The sequence below is a fragment of the Yoonia sp. genome (genome assembly GCF_017854565.1).
In the GTDB taxonomy this organism is placed as follows: domain Bacteria; phylum Pseudomonadota; class Alphaproteobacteria; order Rhodobacterales; family Rhodobacteraceae; genus Yoonia.
Map to the genome: position 1 here is coordinate 64,539 of NZ_JAFMHJ010000002.1, position 15,688 is coordinate 80,226.

At 61.1% G+C, this 15,688-nt stretch carries 14 protein-coding genes and 1 other RNA gene; 6 read left to right on the forward strand and 9 right to left on the reverse strand.

Annotated elements, in window-relative coordinates; translation table 11 throughout:
• Positions 1 to 17: 17 nt before the first annotated feature.
• The 5 genes from QZ196_RS01530 to QZ196_RS01550 form a co-directional block, all read right to left on the reverse strand.
• Positions 18 to 1,616 carry an ABC transporter ATP-binding protein gene (locus tag QZ196_RS01530; protein WP_296423160.1) on the reverse strand — a complete coding sequence of 533 codons (1,599 nt, stop codon included), beginning with the start codon at positions 1,614 to 1,616 and terminating at the stop codon, positions 18 to 20.
• Positions 1,613 to 2,782: an ABC transporter permease gene (locus tag QZ196_RS01535; protein WP_296423161.1), complete on the reverse strand. Its 1,170-nt coding sequence runs from the start codon at positions 2,780 to 2,782 to the stop codon at positions 1,613 to 1,615. Before QZ196_RS01535 ends, QZ196_RS01530 begins: the two co-directional genes overlap by 4 nt.
• The gene (locus tag QZ196_RS01540; protein ID WP_296423163.1) at positions 2,779 to 3,855 is read right to left on the reverse strand and encodes a microcin C ABC transporter permease YejB; all 1,077 of its coding nucleotides are present in this window, start codon (positions 3,853 to 3,855) and stop codon (positions 2,779 to 2,781) included. Before QZ196_RS01540 ends, QZ196_RS01535 begins: the two co-directional genes overlap by 4 nt.
• 12 nt (positions 3,856 to 3,867) lie before the next feature.
• The gene (locus QZ196_RS01545) at positions 3,868 to 5,793 is read right to left on the reverse strand and encodes an extracellular solute-binding protein (protein ID WP_296423165.1); all 1,926 of its coding nucleotides are present in this window, start codon (positions 5,791 to 5,793) and stop codon (positions 3,868 to 3,870) included.
• Positions 5,794 to 5,960: 167 nt separating this feature from the next.
• Positions 5,961 to 6,473: a c-type cytochrome gene (locus QZ196_RS01550; protein ID WP_296423167.1), complete on the reverse strand. Its 513-nt coding sequence runs from the start codon at positions 6,471 to 6,473 to the stop codon at positions 5,961 to 5,963.
• A 120-nt stretch (positions 6,474 to 6,593) separates the two neighbouring features.
• On the opposite strand from QZ196_RS01550, the gene QZ196_RS01555 reads away from it, so the two are divergent.
• Entirely contained in the window at positions 6,594 to 7,460 is an 867-nt protein-coding gene (locus QZ196_RS01555) for a prephenate dehydratase (protein WP_296423168.1), read from the forward strand.
• On the opposite strand, the gene QZ196_RS17535 is transcribed toward QZ196_RS01555, so the two are convergent.
• On the reverse strand, positions 7,457 to 7,669 hold the full coding sequence (locus tag QZ196_RS17535; protein WP_366510935.1) for a hypothetical protein: 213 nt from the start codon (positions 7,667 to 7,669) through the stop codon (positions 7,457 to 7,459). The genes QZ196_RS01555 and QZ196_RS17535 overlap by 4 nt on opposite strands.
• 20 nt (positions 7,670 to 7,689) lie before the next feature.
• On the opposite strand from QZ196_RS17535, the gene QZ196_RS17540 reads away from it, so the two are divergent.
• Positions 7,690 to 7,878, forward strand: a complete 189-nt coding sequence (locus tag QZ196_RS17540) for a hypothetical protein (protein WP_366510936.1) — start codon at positions 7,690 to 7,692, stop codon at positions 7,876 to 7,878.
• 227 nt (positions 7,879 to 8,105) lie between these two features.
• Here the strand turns inward: QZ196_RS17540 and QZ196_RS01565 are convergent, their stop codons facing one another.
• Both QZ196_RS01565 and nudC read right to left on the reverse strand, forming a co-directional pair.
• The gene (locus QZ196_RS01565; protein ID WP_296423170.1) at positions 8,106 to 8,576 is read right to left on the reverse strand and encodes an SRPBCC family protein; all 471 of its coding nucleotides are present in this window, start codon (positions 8,574 to 8,576) and stop codon (positions 8,106 to 8,108) included.
• 48 nt (positions 8,577 to 8,624) lie between these two features.
• Positions 8,625 to 9,575 carry an NAD(+) diphosphatase gene (gene nudC, locus QZ196_RS01570; RefSeq protein WP_296423172.1) on the reverse strand — a complete coding sequence of 317 codons (951 nt, stop codon included), beginning with the start codon at positions 9,573 to 9,575 and terminating at the stop codon, positions 8,625 to 8,627.
• A gap of 89 nt (positions 9,576 to 9,664) precedes the next feature.
• Here nudC and QZ196_RS01575 point away from each other — a divergent pair, with 89 nt between their 5' ends.
• The 3 genes from QZ196_RS01575 (at position 9,665) to rsgA (ending at position 12,926) form a co-directional block, all read left to right on the forward strand.
• Positions 9,665 to 11,536, forward strand: a complete 1,872-nt coding sequence (locus tag QZ196_RS01575) for a bifunctional 2',3'-cyclic-nucleotide 2'-phosphodiesterase/3'-nucleotidase (protein WP_296423174.1) — start codon at positions 9,665 to 9,667, stop codon at positions 11,534 to 11,536.
• A gap of 38 nt (positions 11,537 to 11,574) precedes the next feature.
• Positions 11,575 to 11,672, forward strand: an RNA gene (gene ffs / locus QZ196_RS01580) — signal recognition particle sRNA small type.
• 222 nt (positions 11,673 to 11,894) lie between these two features.
• Entirely contained in the window at positions 11,895 to 12,926 is a 1,032-nt protein-coding gene (rsgA, locus tag QZ196_RS01585; protein ID WP_296423176.1) for a ribosome small subunit-dependent GTPase A, read from the forward strand.
• Positions 12,927 to 13,019: 93 nt separating this feature from the next.
• Here the strand turns inward: rsgA and QZ196_RS01590 are convergent, their stop codons facing one another.
• A complete protein-coding gene (locus QZ196_RS01590; protein WP_296423178.1) occupies positions 13,020 to 13,520 on the reverse strand; it encodes a protein-tyrosine phosphatase family protein in 501 nt (166 codons plus the stop codon).
• A gap of 375 nt (positions 13,521 to 13,895) precedes the next feature.
• On the opposite strand from QZ196_RS01590, the gene QZ196_RS01595 reads away from it, so the two are divergent.
• Positions 13,896 to 15,674: a DNA polymerase III subunit gamma/tau gene (locus QZ196_RS01595; protein WP_296423423.1), complete on the forward strand. Its 1,779-nt coding sequence runs from the start codon at positions 13,896 to 13,898 to the stop codon at positions 15,672 to 15,674.
• The last annotated feature ends 14 nt before the right edge of the window (positions 15,675 to 15,688 follow it).

Genomic DNA, 15,688 nt, shown 5'->3' on the forward strand with positions numbered 1-15,688 from the left:
ATCCGGGACCTCTTGACTCAGGCCGCTTTACCCGCGAATGCCGCCGCCATCAGCGCTTGGGTATATGCCGTCTGCGGCGCATCGAAAATCGCCGCCGCGTCACCCGCCTCGACCACGTCACCTTGCTTCATCACCATCACCTTGTGGGCCAAGGCCCGCACGACCTTCAGGTCATGACTGATAAACAGATAGGCCAGCGCGTATTTTTGCTGCAAGTCGCGCAGTAGTTGCACGATCTGCACCTGAACCGTCATATCCAGCGCCGATGTCGGCTCGTCCAAAATCAGCAGCTTGGGGCGCAGTATCATTGCACGGGCTATGGCGATCCGCTGGCGCTGGCCGCCGGAAAACTCATGCGGGTAGCGATCCATCAGCACGGCGTCCAACCCGACCTCTGCCATGATCTCGGCCACCATATCGCGGCGGTTGCGGCCCGGCGCGACACCATGCACCCCCAACCCTTCGGCAATAATCTCGGCGACGGTCATGCGCGGGCTCAGCGATCCGTAAGGGTCCTGAAACACGATCTGCATGTCACTGCGCAGCGGGCGCATCTGGCGTTGGTTCAGATGCTGAATATCAGCCCCCTGAAACGCAATCCGCCCTTCGGACCGGATCAACCGCATCACCGCCAGCGCCAGCGTCGTCTTGCCAGACCCGCTTTCGCCAACCACGCCCAGCGTTTCGCCGGCGCGGATCGTCAAGGTGGCGTCATTGACCGCCTTGATGTGCCCCACCGTCCGTTTCAGCAACCCCGCATGGATTGGAAACCATATTTTCGCCGCTGTGGTTTCCAACACAACAGGTGCGCCCGTCGGCACCGGAACAGGCACCCCGGTCGATTCGGCAGCCAGCAGCATCTGCGTATAGGGATGCTGCGGATTGGCAAAAACCGCAGCCGTGGAGCCGGATTCGACGATCTCTCCGTCCTTCATCACACAGACCCGATCCGCAATCTGGCGCACGATCGTCAGGTCATGGGTGATGAACAGCATGGCCATGCCTTCATCCCGCTTGAGATCCGCCAGCAGGTCCAGAATCTGTGCCTGAATGGTCACATCCAATGCCGTCGTCGGTTCATCCGCGATCAGCAGTTCGGGACCATTGGCCAGCGCCATCGCGATCATCACCCGCTGCCGCTGCCCGCCGGACAACTGATGCGGATAGGACCCAAGACGGCTTGCGGCATCGCGGATACCGACCCGCTCCAACAATTCGATCACACGCACGCGCACAGCAGGGCCGCGCAGGCCCTGATGCAGCTCGATGCTTTCGGCCAATTGCGTTTCCAGCGTGTGCAACGGGTTCAGCGATGTCATCGGCTCTTGGAAGATAAAGCTGATGTCATTGCCGCGCACCCGGCGCAGCGCCGCATCATCCGCGCCGACCATCTGGGTGCCGTTATAGGTGATCGACCCGGCCATGACCGCGCTGTCGCCCAACAACTGCACCGTCGACAACGCCGTCACCGACTTGCCTGATCCGCTTTCGCCGACCAACGCGACCGTCTCGCCTTTGTGCACATGAAACGATACGCCGCGCACGGCATGGGTGGTATCGCCATCCTGCCGGAACGCCACCCGCAGGTCTTTGACATCAAGGATTGGCTTGCTCATCGGTTTTCTGCCTCGACGGTGTCAAAGGTGGTCTGCATCTTGTCGACCTTTCCGTCGGCGATGAACGTCTTGCGCGGATCAAAGGCGTCGCGGACGCCTTCGAAGATAAACACCAACAGCGACAGCATGATCGCAAAGGTGAAAAACGCAGTGAACCCAAGCCACGGTGCCTGTAGGTTCTGTTTGGCCTGTAACGTCATTTCGCCCAATGACGGGGCCGATGACGGCAACCCGAACCCCAGAAAATCCAGCGATGCCAGCGTCGCAATCGCGCCGGTCACCAGAAACGGCAGCATCGTCACGGTCGCGACCATCGCATTGGGCAGCATGTGGCGGAACATGATCGTGCGGTCGCGCACGCCCAGCGCCTTGGCCGCGCGGACATATTCCAGATTGCGCGCCCGCAGGAACTCCGCCCGCACCACACCCACCAGCGCGGGCCACCCAAAGAGGACGGTCAGGAAAACCAGCAACCAGAAACTTCGCCCCAAAATCGCAAAGACGATGATGATCACGTAAAGCGACGGCATGCCGGTCCAGATTTCGATGAACCGCTGGAACAAAAGGTCGGTCCAGCCGCCGAAATACCCCTGTACCGCCCCGGCGACGATCCCGACAACAGATGACACAACCGTCACGATCAACGCGAATATCACCGACAGGCGAAAGCCATAGATGACGCGCGCGACCACGTCCCGTTTTGTATCATCGGTGCCCAGCCAGTTATCGGATGATGGCGGCGATGGTGCCACGCCGGGCACATCGACGATCGTGTTGTAGGAATACGGGATCACCGGCCACAAGACCCAGCCCTTGTAGAAATCACCTACCAGCGTCTGGCCTGCGTCCACCGCAGCGATCAGCGCGCCGGGTTCATCGAAACAGTCGACAAGGCCCCCGGTCACGATCAGACATTCGACCTCGATGTCTTTATATCCCGCCTCGGTCGGGAAATCGCCGCCGAAATCCTGTTCGGAATAAAACGACACAATCGGCATCCGCAGTTCTCCGCGGTAGCTGACCATGATCGGTTTGTCGTTGGCGATGACTTCTGCAAACAGCGACATGCCGAACAGAACACCGAAGATGATCAGCGCCCAGACCGCCCGGCGGTTGCGCTTGAAATTGCGCCAGCGGCGTTGGTTCAGGGGGGACAGGCGGATCATCCTCGGGCCTCAAAATCAATACGCGGGTCGATGAAAACATAGGTCAGGTCGGTCAGAATCCCGACAACCAGCCCGATCAGCGAAAACGCGAACAGCGTGCCAAAGACCACCGGATAATCGCGCGCGACCGCCGCCTCGAATCCCAGCCTGCCCAGACCGTCCAGTGAAAACAGCGTCTCGATAATCAGTGATCCGCCAAAGAACACGCCAATAAACAACGCCGGAAAACCCGAAATCACGATCAGCATCGCATTGCGGAACACATGGCCATAAAGCACCGCCTTTTCCGACAGCCCCTTGGCCTTGGCTGTGATCACATATTGCTTTTTGATCTCATCAAGAAAGCTGTTCTTGGTCAGCAAGGTCAGCGTCGCAAAGGCCGATATCGTCGATGCCAGCACCGGCAGCGTGATGTGCCATAAATAATCCAGCACCTTTCCGATAAGGCTGAGGTCTTCAAAATTGGCGGACGTCAGGCCGCGCAACGGGAACAGCCGCCAATACGACCCGCCCGCAAAGACCACGATCAGCAGGATCGCAAACAAAAATCCGGGGATCGCATAGCCCACGATAATCGCGCCCGACGTCCAGGTATCAAACGGGGTGCCATCGCGAACGGCCTTTTTGATGCCCAGCGGGATCGACACCATATAGGCAATCAGCGTGGACCAAAGGCCCAGCGTGATCGACACCGGCATCTTTTCCATCACCAGCCCAAAGACCGAAATCTTGCGGAACCAGCTTTCGCCGAAATCCAGCCGCACATAGTTCCACATCATGTTCAGAAAGCGTTCCAGCGGCGGTTTGTCGAAACCAAACTCGCGTTCCAGCTCTGCAATGAATTCCGGTGGCAGACCCTGCCCGCCGACATAGCCGTTGCCGTCGTTGGCACCGCCGATTTCGCTGCCACCCCCGGAGATACCTTCGAAAACATCGCCCTGCCCTTCGAGCTGGGCAATGATCTGTTCAATCGGCCCGCCGGGGACAAATTGGATCAGCGCAAAGTTGATGATCATGATGCCGATCAGTGTCGGAATCACCAATAGCAATCGTCGTAGAATATAGGCGCCCAAGGGATACGGTCCTTATTGGAAGGCGCCTGCGGCGCGCAGGGCCTCAGCGGCTGCTGCGTCGTACCACCAGAAATCAAGCTCGCCCAGCGCATAGGGGGGCATATTTTCAGGGTGCCGGAACATATCGTAATAGGCCACCGTATGCACATCCTTGAACCATTGCTGCACCCAAAACCCTTCGGCCCGCAGCGCCCGGTCCAGCGCATGCACCGCTGGCGTCAGCTCGTCCAGCGTCTGGGCGTCAATCACGACCGTCAACAGCCGGTCAATCGCGGGGCTTTGCAGACCCATCAGATTGCGGGAACTGTCCGCGGCGGTTTCGGACCCGTACCACTGGCGCAGGCCGATCCCGGGTTCGAAATCCATGCTGAAACCGTGGCCGACGATGTCATAATCCCCCGTGCGGCGACGATCAACATATTGCGACTGGTCCACGCGCTGCAATTCCGCCTGCACGCCAAGGCGGGCCAGATTTTCGATGTAGGGGTTGATGATGCGGTCAAACGCCGGACTGAACGACAAGATCACCATGGACAGCGGCGCACCATCCTTGCGGCGTATCCCGTCATCGCCCGCGATCCAGCCAGCCGCGTCCAACAAACCGGAGGCCCGGCGCAGATTGACACGGTCCAGCGGACGGTCGGTCGTGCTGGATGTCGGCGCCATCACAGCCGGGTCGGTCAATATGCTGGCGTCCAGCAATCCGTCGTCGACCAGCGGCTGCAGGATCGCAATTTCTTCCGGCGCCGGTGTCCCTGTCGCTTCCAGCAAGGAGTTTTCCCAGAACGAATTGACCCGGTCATAAAGCCCGTAAAACAGCGTTTCATTCGACCATTCAAAGTTGAACATCAGGCGCACCGCCTCGCGGACCTGCGGGTCTTGCCATTTGTCGCGGCGCAGGTTGAATACAAACGCCTGTGCATACCCGATCGTGCCGTCATGCAGCGCGGCCTTGACGGCCTGCCCATTCTGGATCGCAGGGAAATCATACCCCGTCGCCCATTCCTTGGATGAATTTTCGTCGCGGAACGTATAGGCGCCCGACTTGAACCCCTCCAGCGCGGCAGAGCCATCGGCAAAATATTCCACGCGGATACTGTCAAAGTTGTAGCGGCCCTGATTGATCGGCAGATCGGCCCCCCACCAATTCGGATTCCGCTTGTAAATGATCTGGCGGTTGATGTCATAACTGTCCAGCATATAGGCGCCGGTGCCCAGGAACGGCTCCAGTGTGCCTTCATCCAGCCGCACGCCGGTTTGCGCAAACCACGCCTTGGAAAACGCATTGGTGCCACCGGCAATCCCGATCACGTCACGGCGCGGGGCTTCATCGGTAAAGGTGAACTTGATCTCATAGGGGCCAAGCAACTCGACATCGGCAATGAAGCCTTCCACGACGGCGCGATATTCCGCGATGCCCTGCTCCATGAACAGCTCGAACGTGAATTTCACGTCCTCGGCGGTAAAGGGGCTGCCATCGGCGAACGTCACATCGTCGCGCAGGTTAAAGATCACCCAATCGCGGCTTTCAGGATATTCCATCGTGGTGCACAGATAACAGTAGGCCCCGTATGGGTCGTCCGCCGTCGATGTCAGAATGCTTTCGTACGGCAATGTGTTCAGGGCCGCCGACACGCCCTTGCGGGAATATTGGTTAAAGCTGTCGAACGTGCCCTGCGCCCATTGCGCGATTTCACCGCCCTTGGGGGCATCGGGGTTTACATAATCCAGATGGGCAAAGTCGGGCCCATATTTCACCGCGCCAAAATTGGAATAGGCATGTGTTTCGATCACGGTCTCATGCGCCTCGGCGAACAGCTGCCCGGCGGTAATCACGGCACCCAGACCGACCATCGACCCAAACACCCACTGTCTGATCAGTTGAACGGCGCTGTCATGCTGCATGGCTGCGACACGGGCTTTGGGGTGTTCTTGCATCAGGCTCTCCGGTTTGGATAAACGGCATTCTTCAAAACCAAGGCTACGGGACAGTCTGGCAAACATTCAAGTTGAGATTGCGTGATCAGGCGGTGATCATCAGGGTTCTGCCACAAAAAAGGCCGCCCAAGCCGGGCGGCCCCATGTCATCGTGCGATCCGGTTGGATCAATCGTCGAGGCTATCGAGATACGCGATCAGATTTGCCCGGTCTTCGACCTTGCGCAGACCGTTAAAGCCCATGATCGTGCCCGGCGCATAGCCTTTCGGATTTTCCAAAAAGCCGTTCAGCGCATCCGGCGTCCATACATCGACCACCTCTTCAAGCGCACCGGAGTATGCAAACCCGGCAACCGCATCAACGGGCCGACCCACCACACCGTAAAGCGTTGGTCCGGTGCCGTTCACGCCCGGCTCAAGCGCGTGGCAAGACCGGCAGTTGCGCCAGACACCTTCACCGTCGGCAGCACTTGCAGATGCCATCACAACGGCGAAATCAACCTCTTCGACAACTTCTGCTTCGCCACCGCCGTCAGCGACCTCAATCACATAGGCTTGCGCCTCGGAGTGGCCACCGCCGCCATGGTAGATTGTTTCAGCGACCCAGCCGCCAAGCAGATAAACAAGAAGGGTGCCGCACAGGCCCCCAACTACTTTGGTCATCGTCATTGTGTCGAACATGTCGCGTTCCATTCAGTTCACAGTTTTGCGGGTATCTATCCGCTTCCAACACCGGGTTGCAAGGTATACTGCCGCGACTAAACGCGCATTTTTGGCTATTACCGGGGGAAAACGCAAATCATGTCCCAGAAAATCGCATTCCAAGGCGAGCTTGGCGCCTATGGCCACGAGGCCTGCGTACAGGCCCGGCCCACATTTGCCCCCCTGCCCTGCGCCACCTTCGAAGACGCGATAGAGGCTGTGCGCAAGGGCGACGCGGACCTTGGCATGATCGCCGTAGAAAACTCGACCTATGGCCGGGTGGCCGATGTGCATTCGCTTTTACCCGAAAGCGGCCTGCATATCGTCGATGAAACCTTTGTGCGGGTGCATATCAATCTGCTGACGGTGCCGGGTGCCAAAACCGCCGACGTCAAGACTGCGATGAGCCATACCGTGCTGCTGGGGCAGTGCCGGGATTTCTTGCGCGAACATGGAATCACTACGCTTGTCGGCGCGGACACGGCCGGGTCGGCGATGCATGTGGCCGAACTGGGCGACCCGGCTCTGGGCGCGCTGGCCTCGGAACTGGCGGCACATATCTATGGGCTGGACGTGGCCGCACGGCACATCGAAGACCACGACCGCAACACGACCCGCTTTTTGGTGATGGCCCGCGAGCCGGATTACAAGATGCGCGGCAATCACGGGATGATGACCAGCTTTGTGTTCCGGGTCCGCAACATCCCTGCCGCGCTTTACAAGGCGATGGGGGGCTTTGCGACCAACAGCGTCAACATGACCAAACTGGAAAGCTACATGGTCGGCGGCGCGTTCACGGCGACACAGTTCTACGCCGAAATCGAAGGCCATCCCGATGACCGCAACGTGCAGCTTGCGTTGGAGGAACTGACCTATTTCACCGATCATCTGCAGATCATGGGCGTCTATCCCGCCGCCGCCCGGCGCCACGAAAAGCCGGCATCGGCCCCGCGCACGGCCCATTAGACCAAAATGAAACGGGGCGGCGGTGTTGAAAATACGGTAGCCCAGACCGGGTAGGGGAACCGTGGCGCATCGGGGACCAGATGCAAGTGACCGGAATCAAGGTATTTCTTGACATGGCGGGCGGGCAGATACGCCGCCGCGCGCCGGTTGACGATATATTCCGCCACCAGCACCATCTCGGCGGCCAATCCGGGCCGCAACTGCGGCATATTAAGGCAGGCCGACCGTCATGATCCCCTCGGTCAGAAACCGGGGTCAGACGATCGGGCATGCCCAGTTCCGCACGGATATTCAAATCCAGCACCGCCGTCTCAAGCGCGTCAATCCCGCGAAACCCCAAACGCGGATGATCGACAGTGCGTACCGCTCGAACGCGCGGCCCGCACTGGTCCGCATCGCCCCGCCTTGGGCCGGGTGAACACCGCTTTGCCCAATGTGCCTTCTACCCGCTTACGCCGGAGCGAACCGCCGATTGCGTCACAAAAAGCCGCTCGGACGCCGAGACGAACGATCCGATTGCGGCCACCTAGAGAAAGGTCTCGAGCAGGGTAATATCCATGGCCCGCCCATGCGTATTCCCCATGACAAGCGCAATGAATGAACCCTGAACCATATCAGTGGCCGCAGATCGGACCCGGCCGATTTTTACCCTTGGGCGCCTTTGCGATACGCGTCCTCGATATCCTCGGCGAATTCCAGCACCCGTGCCTTGAAGCGTTTGGTCAGCTTGCCCTTGGCCAGCTTCATTGATTGCAGCAACAGCCGGGCGGTCAACGTTCTGGCGCGCAGGTCAATCATCAAGATCACGCGCGTCCGCGTCGGCGACAATGCGATCAGCTCCAGCTGCGTTTCCGCCGTCAGCCCATCAGACAACGTATGAACCCGGTATGTCTCGGGCGGTTGCAGCGCGCTCAGCGTGGCCTGTATCCGCCGTTCACGCCCGCGAAACTTGAGCGCAGCCTCCCAGATGCTGCCGATCTGCGCCGGGCCATCGTCCAGCCGCTTGATCTGGGCGCCTTGCCGCAGAGCGCGCCGCTCAAACCCGGCGAAATCACTGACTTTGGCAAAGACATGGTCAATCGGGGCGTCAATATCTTCGCGGGTGCTGAATTTCATCGTTTTCGTCCAAACCTGATTGATGGGCTTGTTATTAGATCATCAGGATTAATCAAGCCTGTCGGCCAGCCAGTTTTGCAGCAGAAAATGGGCAATCGCGCCTTTGCGGGCTGGCAGGATGCGCGGATGCTGCCCGGCAAACGCCTGCGCAAGGTCTTCGCGGCTGACCCACATGGCATCTTCGATCTCGGTTGGGTCAATCGTCAGTTCCGTACCCAGTGCATCGCCCGCACAGCCCAACATCAACGATGCGGGAAACGGCCACGGCTGGCTGGCCAGATAGCGGACCGACCCCACCCGCACGCCTGCCTCTTCGAACACCTCGCGGCGCACGGCGGCCTCTATCGTCTCGCCGGGTTCGACAAAACCGGCCAGCAGGGAATACATTCCATCGGGCCAGCCCGGCGAACGGCCCAGCAAGACGGAATTCCCATGGGTGATCAGCATGATTACAACCGGGTCGGTGCGCGGGAAATGGTGGGCGTCACAGGCCGCACAATCGCGCTGCCAGCCGGCCATCGCCACGTCGCTTTCGGCACCGCATCGGGCGCAAAAACGATGCGACATATGCCATACCATGATAGCTTTGGCAGTGGCGGCCAGTTCGGCATCGCGCGGCGTCAAACGTGTCATCACGCTGCGCAATTCCGCAAAAATCACACCGTCCGGCATCGCCGGATGCTGCTGCTGCGACGGGTCCAGAAAGGTATCTATATGGGTCAGGTCAAGATCGGGCGGCACCCAGCCCGACAAATCGGCCGCAAACACCGGCCCATCTGCGTCACGGCCCAGCAAGATCAGCGCAGCGTCGGCATCGGCCATGACCGGATGATCCAGCGGCACCCGCACCAGCGCGTCGTCCACGATCATCGGCTTGCCGCGCCACAACATGATCGCCCGAGCATCGGGCTGCGCACGCAATTCATCGGCCCGCCCGCGCCATTCCGCCGCGCGGTCAAGGCCGGACCCACCAAAAGTCACTGTTTCTGCAATCTTCATGCGACGCAAATGCCACGTCCCCGATTGGAGTTCAATTTTTTCCGCGCTATGACGGTGGTAAGGATCGCATTTCAGCCTATGGTTGCGCTATGAACGTGAAAGGCCCCGAATTGAACACGGTTGATGTGCGCAGGGCTCTCCCGCGCGCGCGGCTGCGCATATTAGAGACGACGGATCTGCATATGCAGCTTCTGGCCTATGATTATTTCGGCGACCATGCCGATGCACATACCGGGCTGATCCACCTCGCCGACCAGATCGAAACGCTGCGTTCCGGGCCGGACGATACCGCGTTATTGTTCGACAACGGCGACTTTATTCAGGGCAATCCGCTGGCTGACTATATCGCCACCAACGGCACCGGCGGGCAGACGCACCCGATGGTCGCGGCGCTTAATACGTTGGCATATGATGCGGTCGCGCTTGGCAACCACGAATTCAACTATGGCCTGCCCTTTCTTGAAAACGCGCTGAAAGACGCGTGTTTTCCGATCATCTGCGCCAATATCGCGCAACGCCACGGCGCGCCGATTGCCCAGCCCTTCGTGATTCTGGAACGTGATCTGCCCTGTGATGACGGCATGACACGCAGGCTGAAGATTGGCGTGACCGGCTTTGTGCCGCCGCAAATCACGATCTGGGACCAGTCGATCCTGGACGGCGCGCTGGAAACCGACGACATCATCGCGTCGGCCCAAAAGGTTATCCCCCTGATCAAGGCGGCCGGTGCCGATATCATCGTGGCGCTGTGTCATTCGGGCATCGGGGCGACCGACCACATCGTGTACATGGAAAACGCCGCCGTGCCGCTGGCCGCTGTTGCCGGGATCGACGTGATCCTGAGCGGCCACACCCACGAAGTATTCCCCGGTGACAGTCGCAGCCCCTGTCATGCGGTAGACCCCGACCGTGGCACCCTGCACGGCAAACCGGCGGTCATGGCAGGTTTTTACGGCAATTACCTTGGCATCATCGACTTGCAACTGGCCCATGACAGCGACGGTTGGCAGGTCATGGCGCACTCTGTTCGCCTGCAGGAAGGGGCGGCGATGGACACGCGCAGCCCGCTGCAACAGACCCTGACCGATCAGGTGCAGGCGGCACATCTTGCCACGCTCGCGCATATCAGACAGCCGATCGCCAGGACCGAAGTCGCGATCCACAGCTACTTTGCCACGATTGCGCCGGACCTGACCCAGCAGCTTTTGGCACAGGCCCAGCAAAACGGCATCGCCGCGGCCATGGCCGACACCGCGCACCACGACCTGCCGATCCTGTCCGCCACCGCGCCATTCCGCTTTGGTGGCAGGGCCGGTCCGGGGCATTTCATCGACATCCCCCCCGGCACCGTTGCCCTGCGGGACGCGGCCGCCATCTATCCTTTTGCAAACAAACTCTGTGCGATCAGGCGCAGCGGGTCGGATATACGCAATTGGTTGGAACGGGCCGCCTCGCATTTCCGGCAGATCACACCGGGCCGCCACGACCAGCCGCTGATCGACCAGCACCACCCGGCGTATAATTGCGACACCCTGTTTGGGCTGACCTATGAATTTGACCTGACCCAACCCGCGCGCTTCGGGCCCGACGGCAGCATCCACAACCCCGACGCCAGCCGCCTGCGCAACTTGTGCTATCAAGGCAAGCCAGTGGCCTGTGACGATGCGTTTATCGTCGCCACGAACGGCTACCGCACCAACGGCGGCGGCGGCTTTCAGGGCGTTCCGAAAATCGACATTCTGTATACATCCGTGGAAACCACACGTGATGTGCTGGTCGCGTATCTGCGCGCCCTTGATACGGTTGCACAGCCCGCGACCCCGACATGGCAATTTACCCCGATCCCGAACACCGGCGCGGTTTTTCAATCTGCCCCGGCGGCCAAACATCACCTGCCCCATGGCATCACCCACGTCGGGCCGGACACCGATGGCTTTGACTGCTACCTCATCACGTTCTGACCGCTTGCACCCGCGCGCGCGCCGCCCTATATGACGGTCGAGAGGTTGGCGCGGGCGAGCGCCTCGCCAACTTGGTCAGATCCGGAAGGAAGCAGCCATAACGAGCCCCGCTTGGGTCGTTGTCAGCCTCTCACCTCAGTCATTCCGCCCTCCGGGGCAGAATTTCAGCGTCGCCTTGCCAAGACGCATTTCCCCCAGTCCTTGCAGTCCAAAATATGGCGCGCGCCCAATGCCCCTGCCCGGTATGTGCCTACTGGCATTCTTTGCGTTCCATCGTCCGGTTTGTACTGGTAGCTTGCACGCACCAGCCACCTTCACGCATTGGACCCACCTTCATGCACCGGACAAGGACACGCCTTTGACAAATCTCACCCGTGACGCGCTTGGCTGGAAGCCCTTCTATATGTCCCAGCTTGAGATTGAAGAGCTGGAAACCCTGATGCCCGCGCGAATCGCCACGGTGCACCGCGCGCGGGTTGTGGCGTTTTCCGAAATTGGCACGCTTGAACTCACGCTTGATCCGGGCAAATCAGCGGGCGAAATCGCGGTGGGTGACTGGGTCTTGGCCGCCCCGGTCGAACACCGCCTTGTGCGGGTGCTGGACCGGCAAACGACGCTGACGCGCGGCACCGAATACCATAGCGGCGAAAAGCAACTGATCGCGGCCAACATCGACACGCTGTTCATCACCACGTCCTGCAACGCGGATTTCAACGTGGCGCGGCTGGAACGCTATCTGGCGCTGGCCCATGACGCGTTGATCACCCCGGTCATTCTGCTGACCAAAGCGGATCAAACCGACGATCCTGACAGCTATGTCACCAAGGCCCGCGCGCTTGGCCGCGATCTGGAGGTGGTGGCGATCAACGCCAAATCACCCGAGGTGATCACCCATCTGGCCCCGTGGTGCGGCAAGGGGCAGACCGTCGCGCTGGCCGGGTCATCCGGCGTCGGCAAGACGACGATCGCCAACGCGCTGACCGGGGGCAATGCAGCCACCCAAACCATCCGCGAAGATGACGCCCGCGGGCGTCACACCACCACAGGCCGGTCGCTGCATCATTTGCCGACGGGCGGCTGGCTGATTGATACCCCCGGCATGCGTGGTCTTGGCGTGGCCGAAGTCGGTTTCGGCATCGACGCCACGTTCCCCGAGATCTCGGAATTGGCCGATCAGTGCCGGTTCCGGGATTGCGAACACGACAGCGAACCGGGCTGCGCGATACAAGCGGCGATCAAAAGCGGGGCCATCGACCCCGAACGTCTCAAGCGGTTCCAGAAACTGACCCGTGAAAATCGGCAGGCGTCCGAAACCATTGCCCAAGCGCGTGATCGGTCGCGCAAACTGGGCAAGACGATCAAAGGCGCGCTGGCCAAAAAACGGCGTTAGGAGGGTCTTCTGCCCCTACTGGCGGGCCACGGACGCGACGTCATACACCAGGCCCTGGCGCGGAGCAGCGTTGCGCGCGCCAAGTAAGGTGGATCATGATCCACCCCACGCTGAAACATCTGACCGCGCCCAGGCCATCTGCGCGTCGGTTTCAATGGCACAGGGCCGCACCTGACGCAGCCGGAGCAAAGCGATGTCGGCATCTTCGCCTGCGGCAATCATCAGCCGCAGCACCATCAGCCCCGACCGGCCACAGCCGCCCAGGCAATGCACCAACACCCGGCCATCTTGCCCCAGGACACCCAGCGTCTGATCGCGGACGGCGCACCAGTCCACCCCCTGAGGCACACCGAAATCCGGCACCGGCAGATGTACCCATGCGATACCGGCATCGGCCAGATCCGCCCCAAGGCACCCCGCGCCCTTGCCCGCCAACTCTGCCTGCGATGTCATCGTGATCACCAGCGCCGGTGCCCAGCCCAGCAGGAGGCGCCAATCCGCAGCATAATCGCCGCCCCGGCCCGGCATCGGGCTGATTGCCAGGGTCCCGCCGCCCACCGACAGGGGATGGATCGCAAACTCAGGCTGTCCCATGCGCGCCCCGCACATCAGCGGTTGCGTGACCGGGCCCTGATTTCGCGGCTTTCCGACAAATCACGGCCCGCCTGCGCCGATGATCGGCAAGATGTGTCATTGGATCTCTCATGCGTGTTGCGAACCCGGGTTGGTACCGTATTTTGCTAATCCAATGCCGCGCAATCCGCAACGGCGACGGTATAATAGCGCCATGACCGAAAACACCGACCCTGCCACGACACGCACCCAATGGGCCAACGACCGCAGCCCGCTGTTGCAGCATCCTCAGCAGCATGCCTTTTGGCGCGCCGGCCACGGGCGTGGTCCTTTGGTCGCTCTAGAACGGTGGACGCGCGGCGCGCTGGCGCTTAGTCTCGATCAACATCCGAATCCCTGCCAAAGGCCACCATGACCGACAAACCCGCCTATCAAGTCCTCGCCCGGAAATACCGGCCTGAAACCTTTGTCGATCTGGTCGGGCAGGATGCGATGGTGCGCACCTTGAAAAACGCCTTTGCGGCGGACCGGATCGCGCAGGCCTTCATCATGACGGGCATCCGCGGGACCGGCAAAACCACGACCGCGCGGATCATCGCCAAGGGGATGAACTGCATCGGCCCCGATGGCACCGGCGGCCCCACGACCGACCCCTGCGGGCAATGCGAACCGTGCCGCGCCATCATGGAAGGGCGGCATGTCGATGTAATGGAAATGGACGCAGCGTCCAACACCGGCGTCGCCAACATCCGCGAGATCATCGATTCTGTCCACTACCGGGCGGCCAGTGCCCGCTACAAAGTCTACATCATCGACGAAGTACACATGCTGTCCACGGGCGCGTTCAACGCCCTTCTGAAAACGCTCGAAGAACCCCCCGCCCACGTCAAATTCATCTTTGCCACGACCGAAATCCGCAAGGTGCCGGTCACCGTCCTGTCGCGCTGCCAGCGGTTTGACCTGCGCCGCATCGAACCCGAGGTCCAGATCGCCCTGTTGCGCAAAATTGCGACCAGCGAAGGCGCTGAGATCAGCGATGATGCCCTTGCCCTGATCACCCGCGCCGCCGAAGGCTCTGCCCGCGATGCAACGTCGCTGCTGGATCAGGCCATCAGCCACGGCGCGGGCGAAACCACGGCCGATCAGGTCCGCGCAATGCTGGGCCTTGCCGACAGGGGCAGGGTGTTGGACCTGTTCGATATGATCCTGCGCGGCGAAGCTGCCGCCGCCCTGACCGAACTTGGCGGCCAGTATGCCGATGGTGCCGATCCGATGGCGGTGCTGCGCGATCTCGCCGAGGTGTGCCATTGGATCAGCGTCATCAAGATCACCCCCGAAGCCGCCGAGGACCCGACAATCGGCCCCGATGAGCGTACCCGTGGACAGGCGATGGCCGCACAGCTGCCGATGCGGGTGATGTCGCGCATGTGGCAAATGCTGCTCAAGGCGCTGGAAGAGGTGGCGATGGCGCCCAATGCCATGATGGCGGCCGAAATGGCCGTGATCCGGCTGACCCATGTGGCCGATCTGCCCACGCCGGATGAGCTGATCCGCAAATTGCAGGATGCGACACCACCGGCCACCAGCGGCGGCCCTTCTGGCGGACGGCCCGCACCCACCGGCGGCGGCACCACCACCAACGCCATGTCGCAGACCCCCGCGCCAACCCACGCCGGGCCGGGTGGCACCGCGTCATCCGGGGCGCAGACTGCGGTGGCGCTGTCGACAGAGGCCCTGCATCACTATGCAAGGTTCGAAGACGTCGTCGCGCTGATCCGGGCACACCGGGATGTGAAATTGCTGGTCGAAGTCGAAACCGGCCTGCGGCTGGTCACCTATCAACCCGGCCGCATCGAGGTACAGCCGACGCCACAGGCCGCCACAGATCTGGCCGGGCGCCTTGGATCGCGGCTGCAGGCGTGGACCGGCAACCGCTGGACGATCACGGTGGTCAATGCCGGCGGTGAACCGACGATCGCCGAAGTCCGCGACGCTGCCGAAAACGCGGTTCGCCAGCAGGCAGAACAGCACCCCTTGGTTCAGGCCGTGATCAAGGCGTTTCCCAATGCGCGGATCACCGATATCCGCACCCAGGCCGATATGGCACAGGAGGCATTGGCAGACGCCCTGCCCGAAGTGGACGATGAATGGGATCCGTTCGACAGCGACGGGTAGTTTTCCAGACCGAC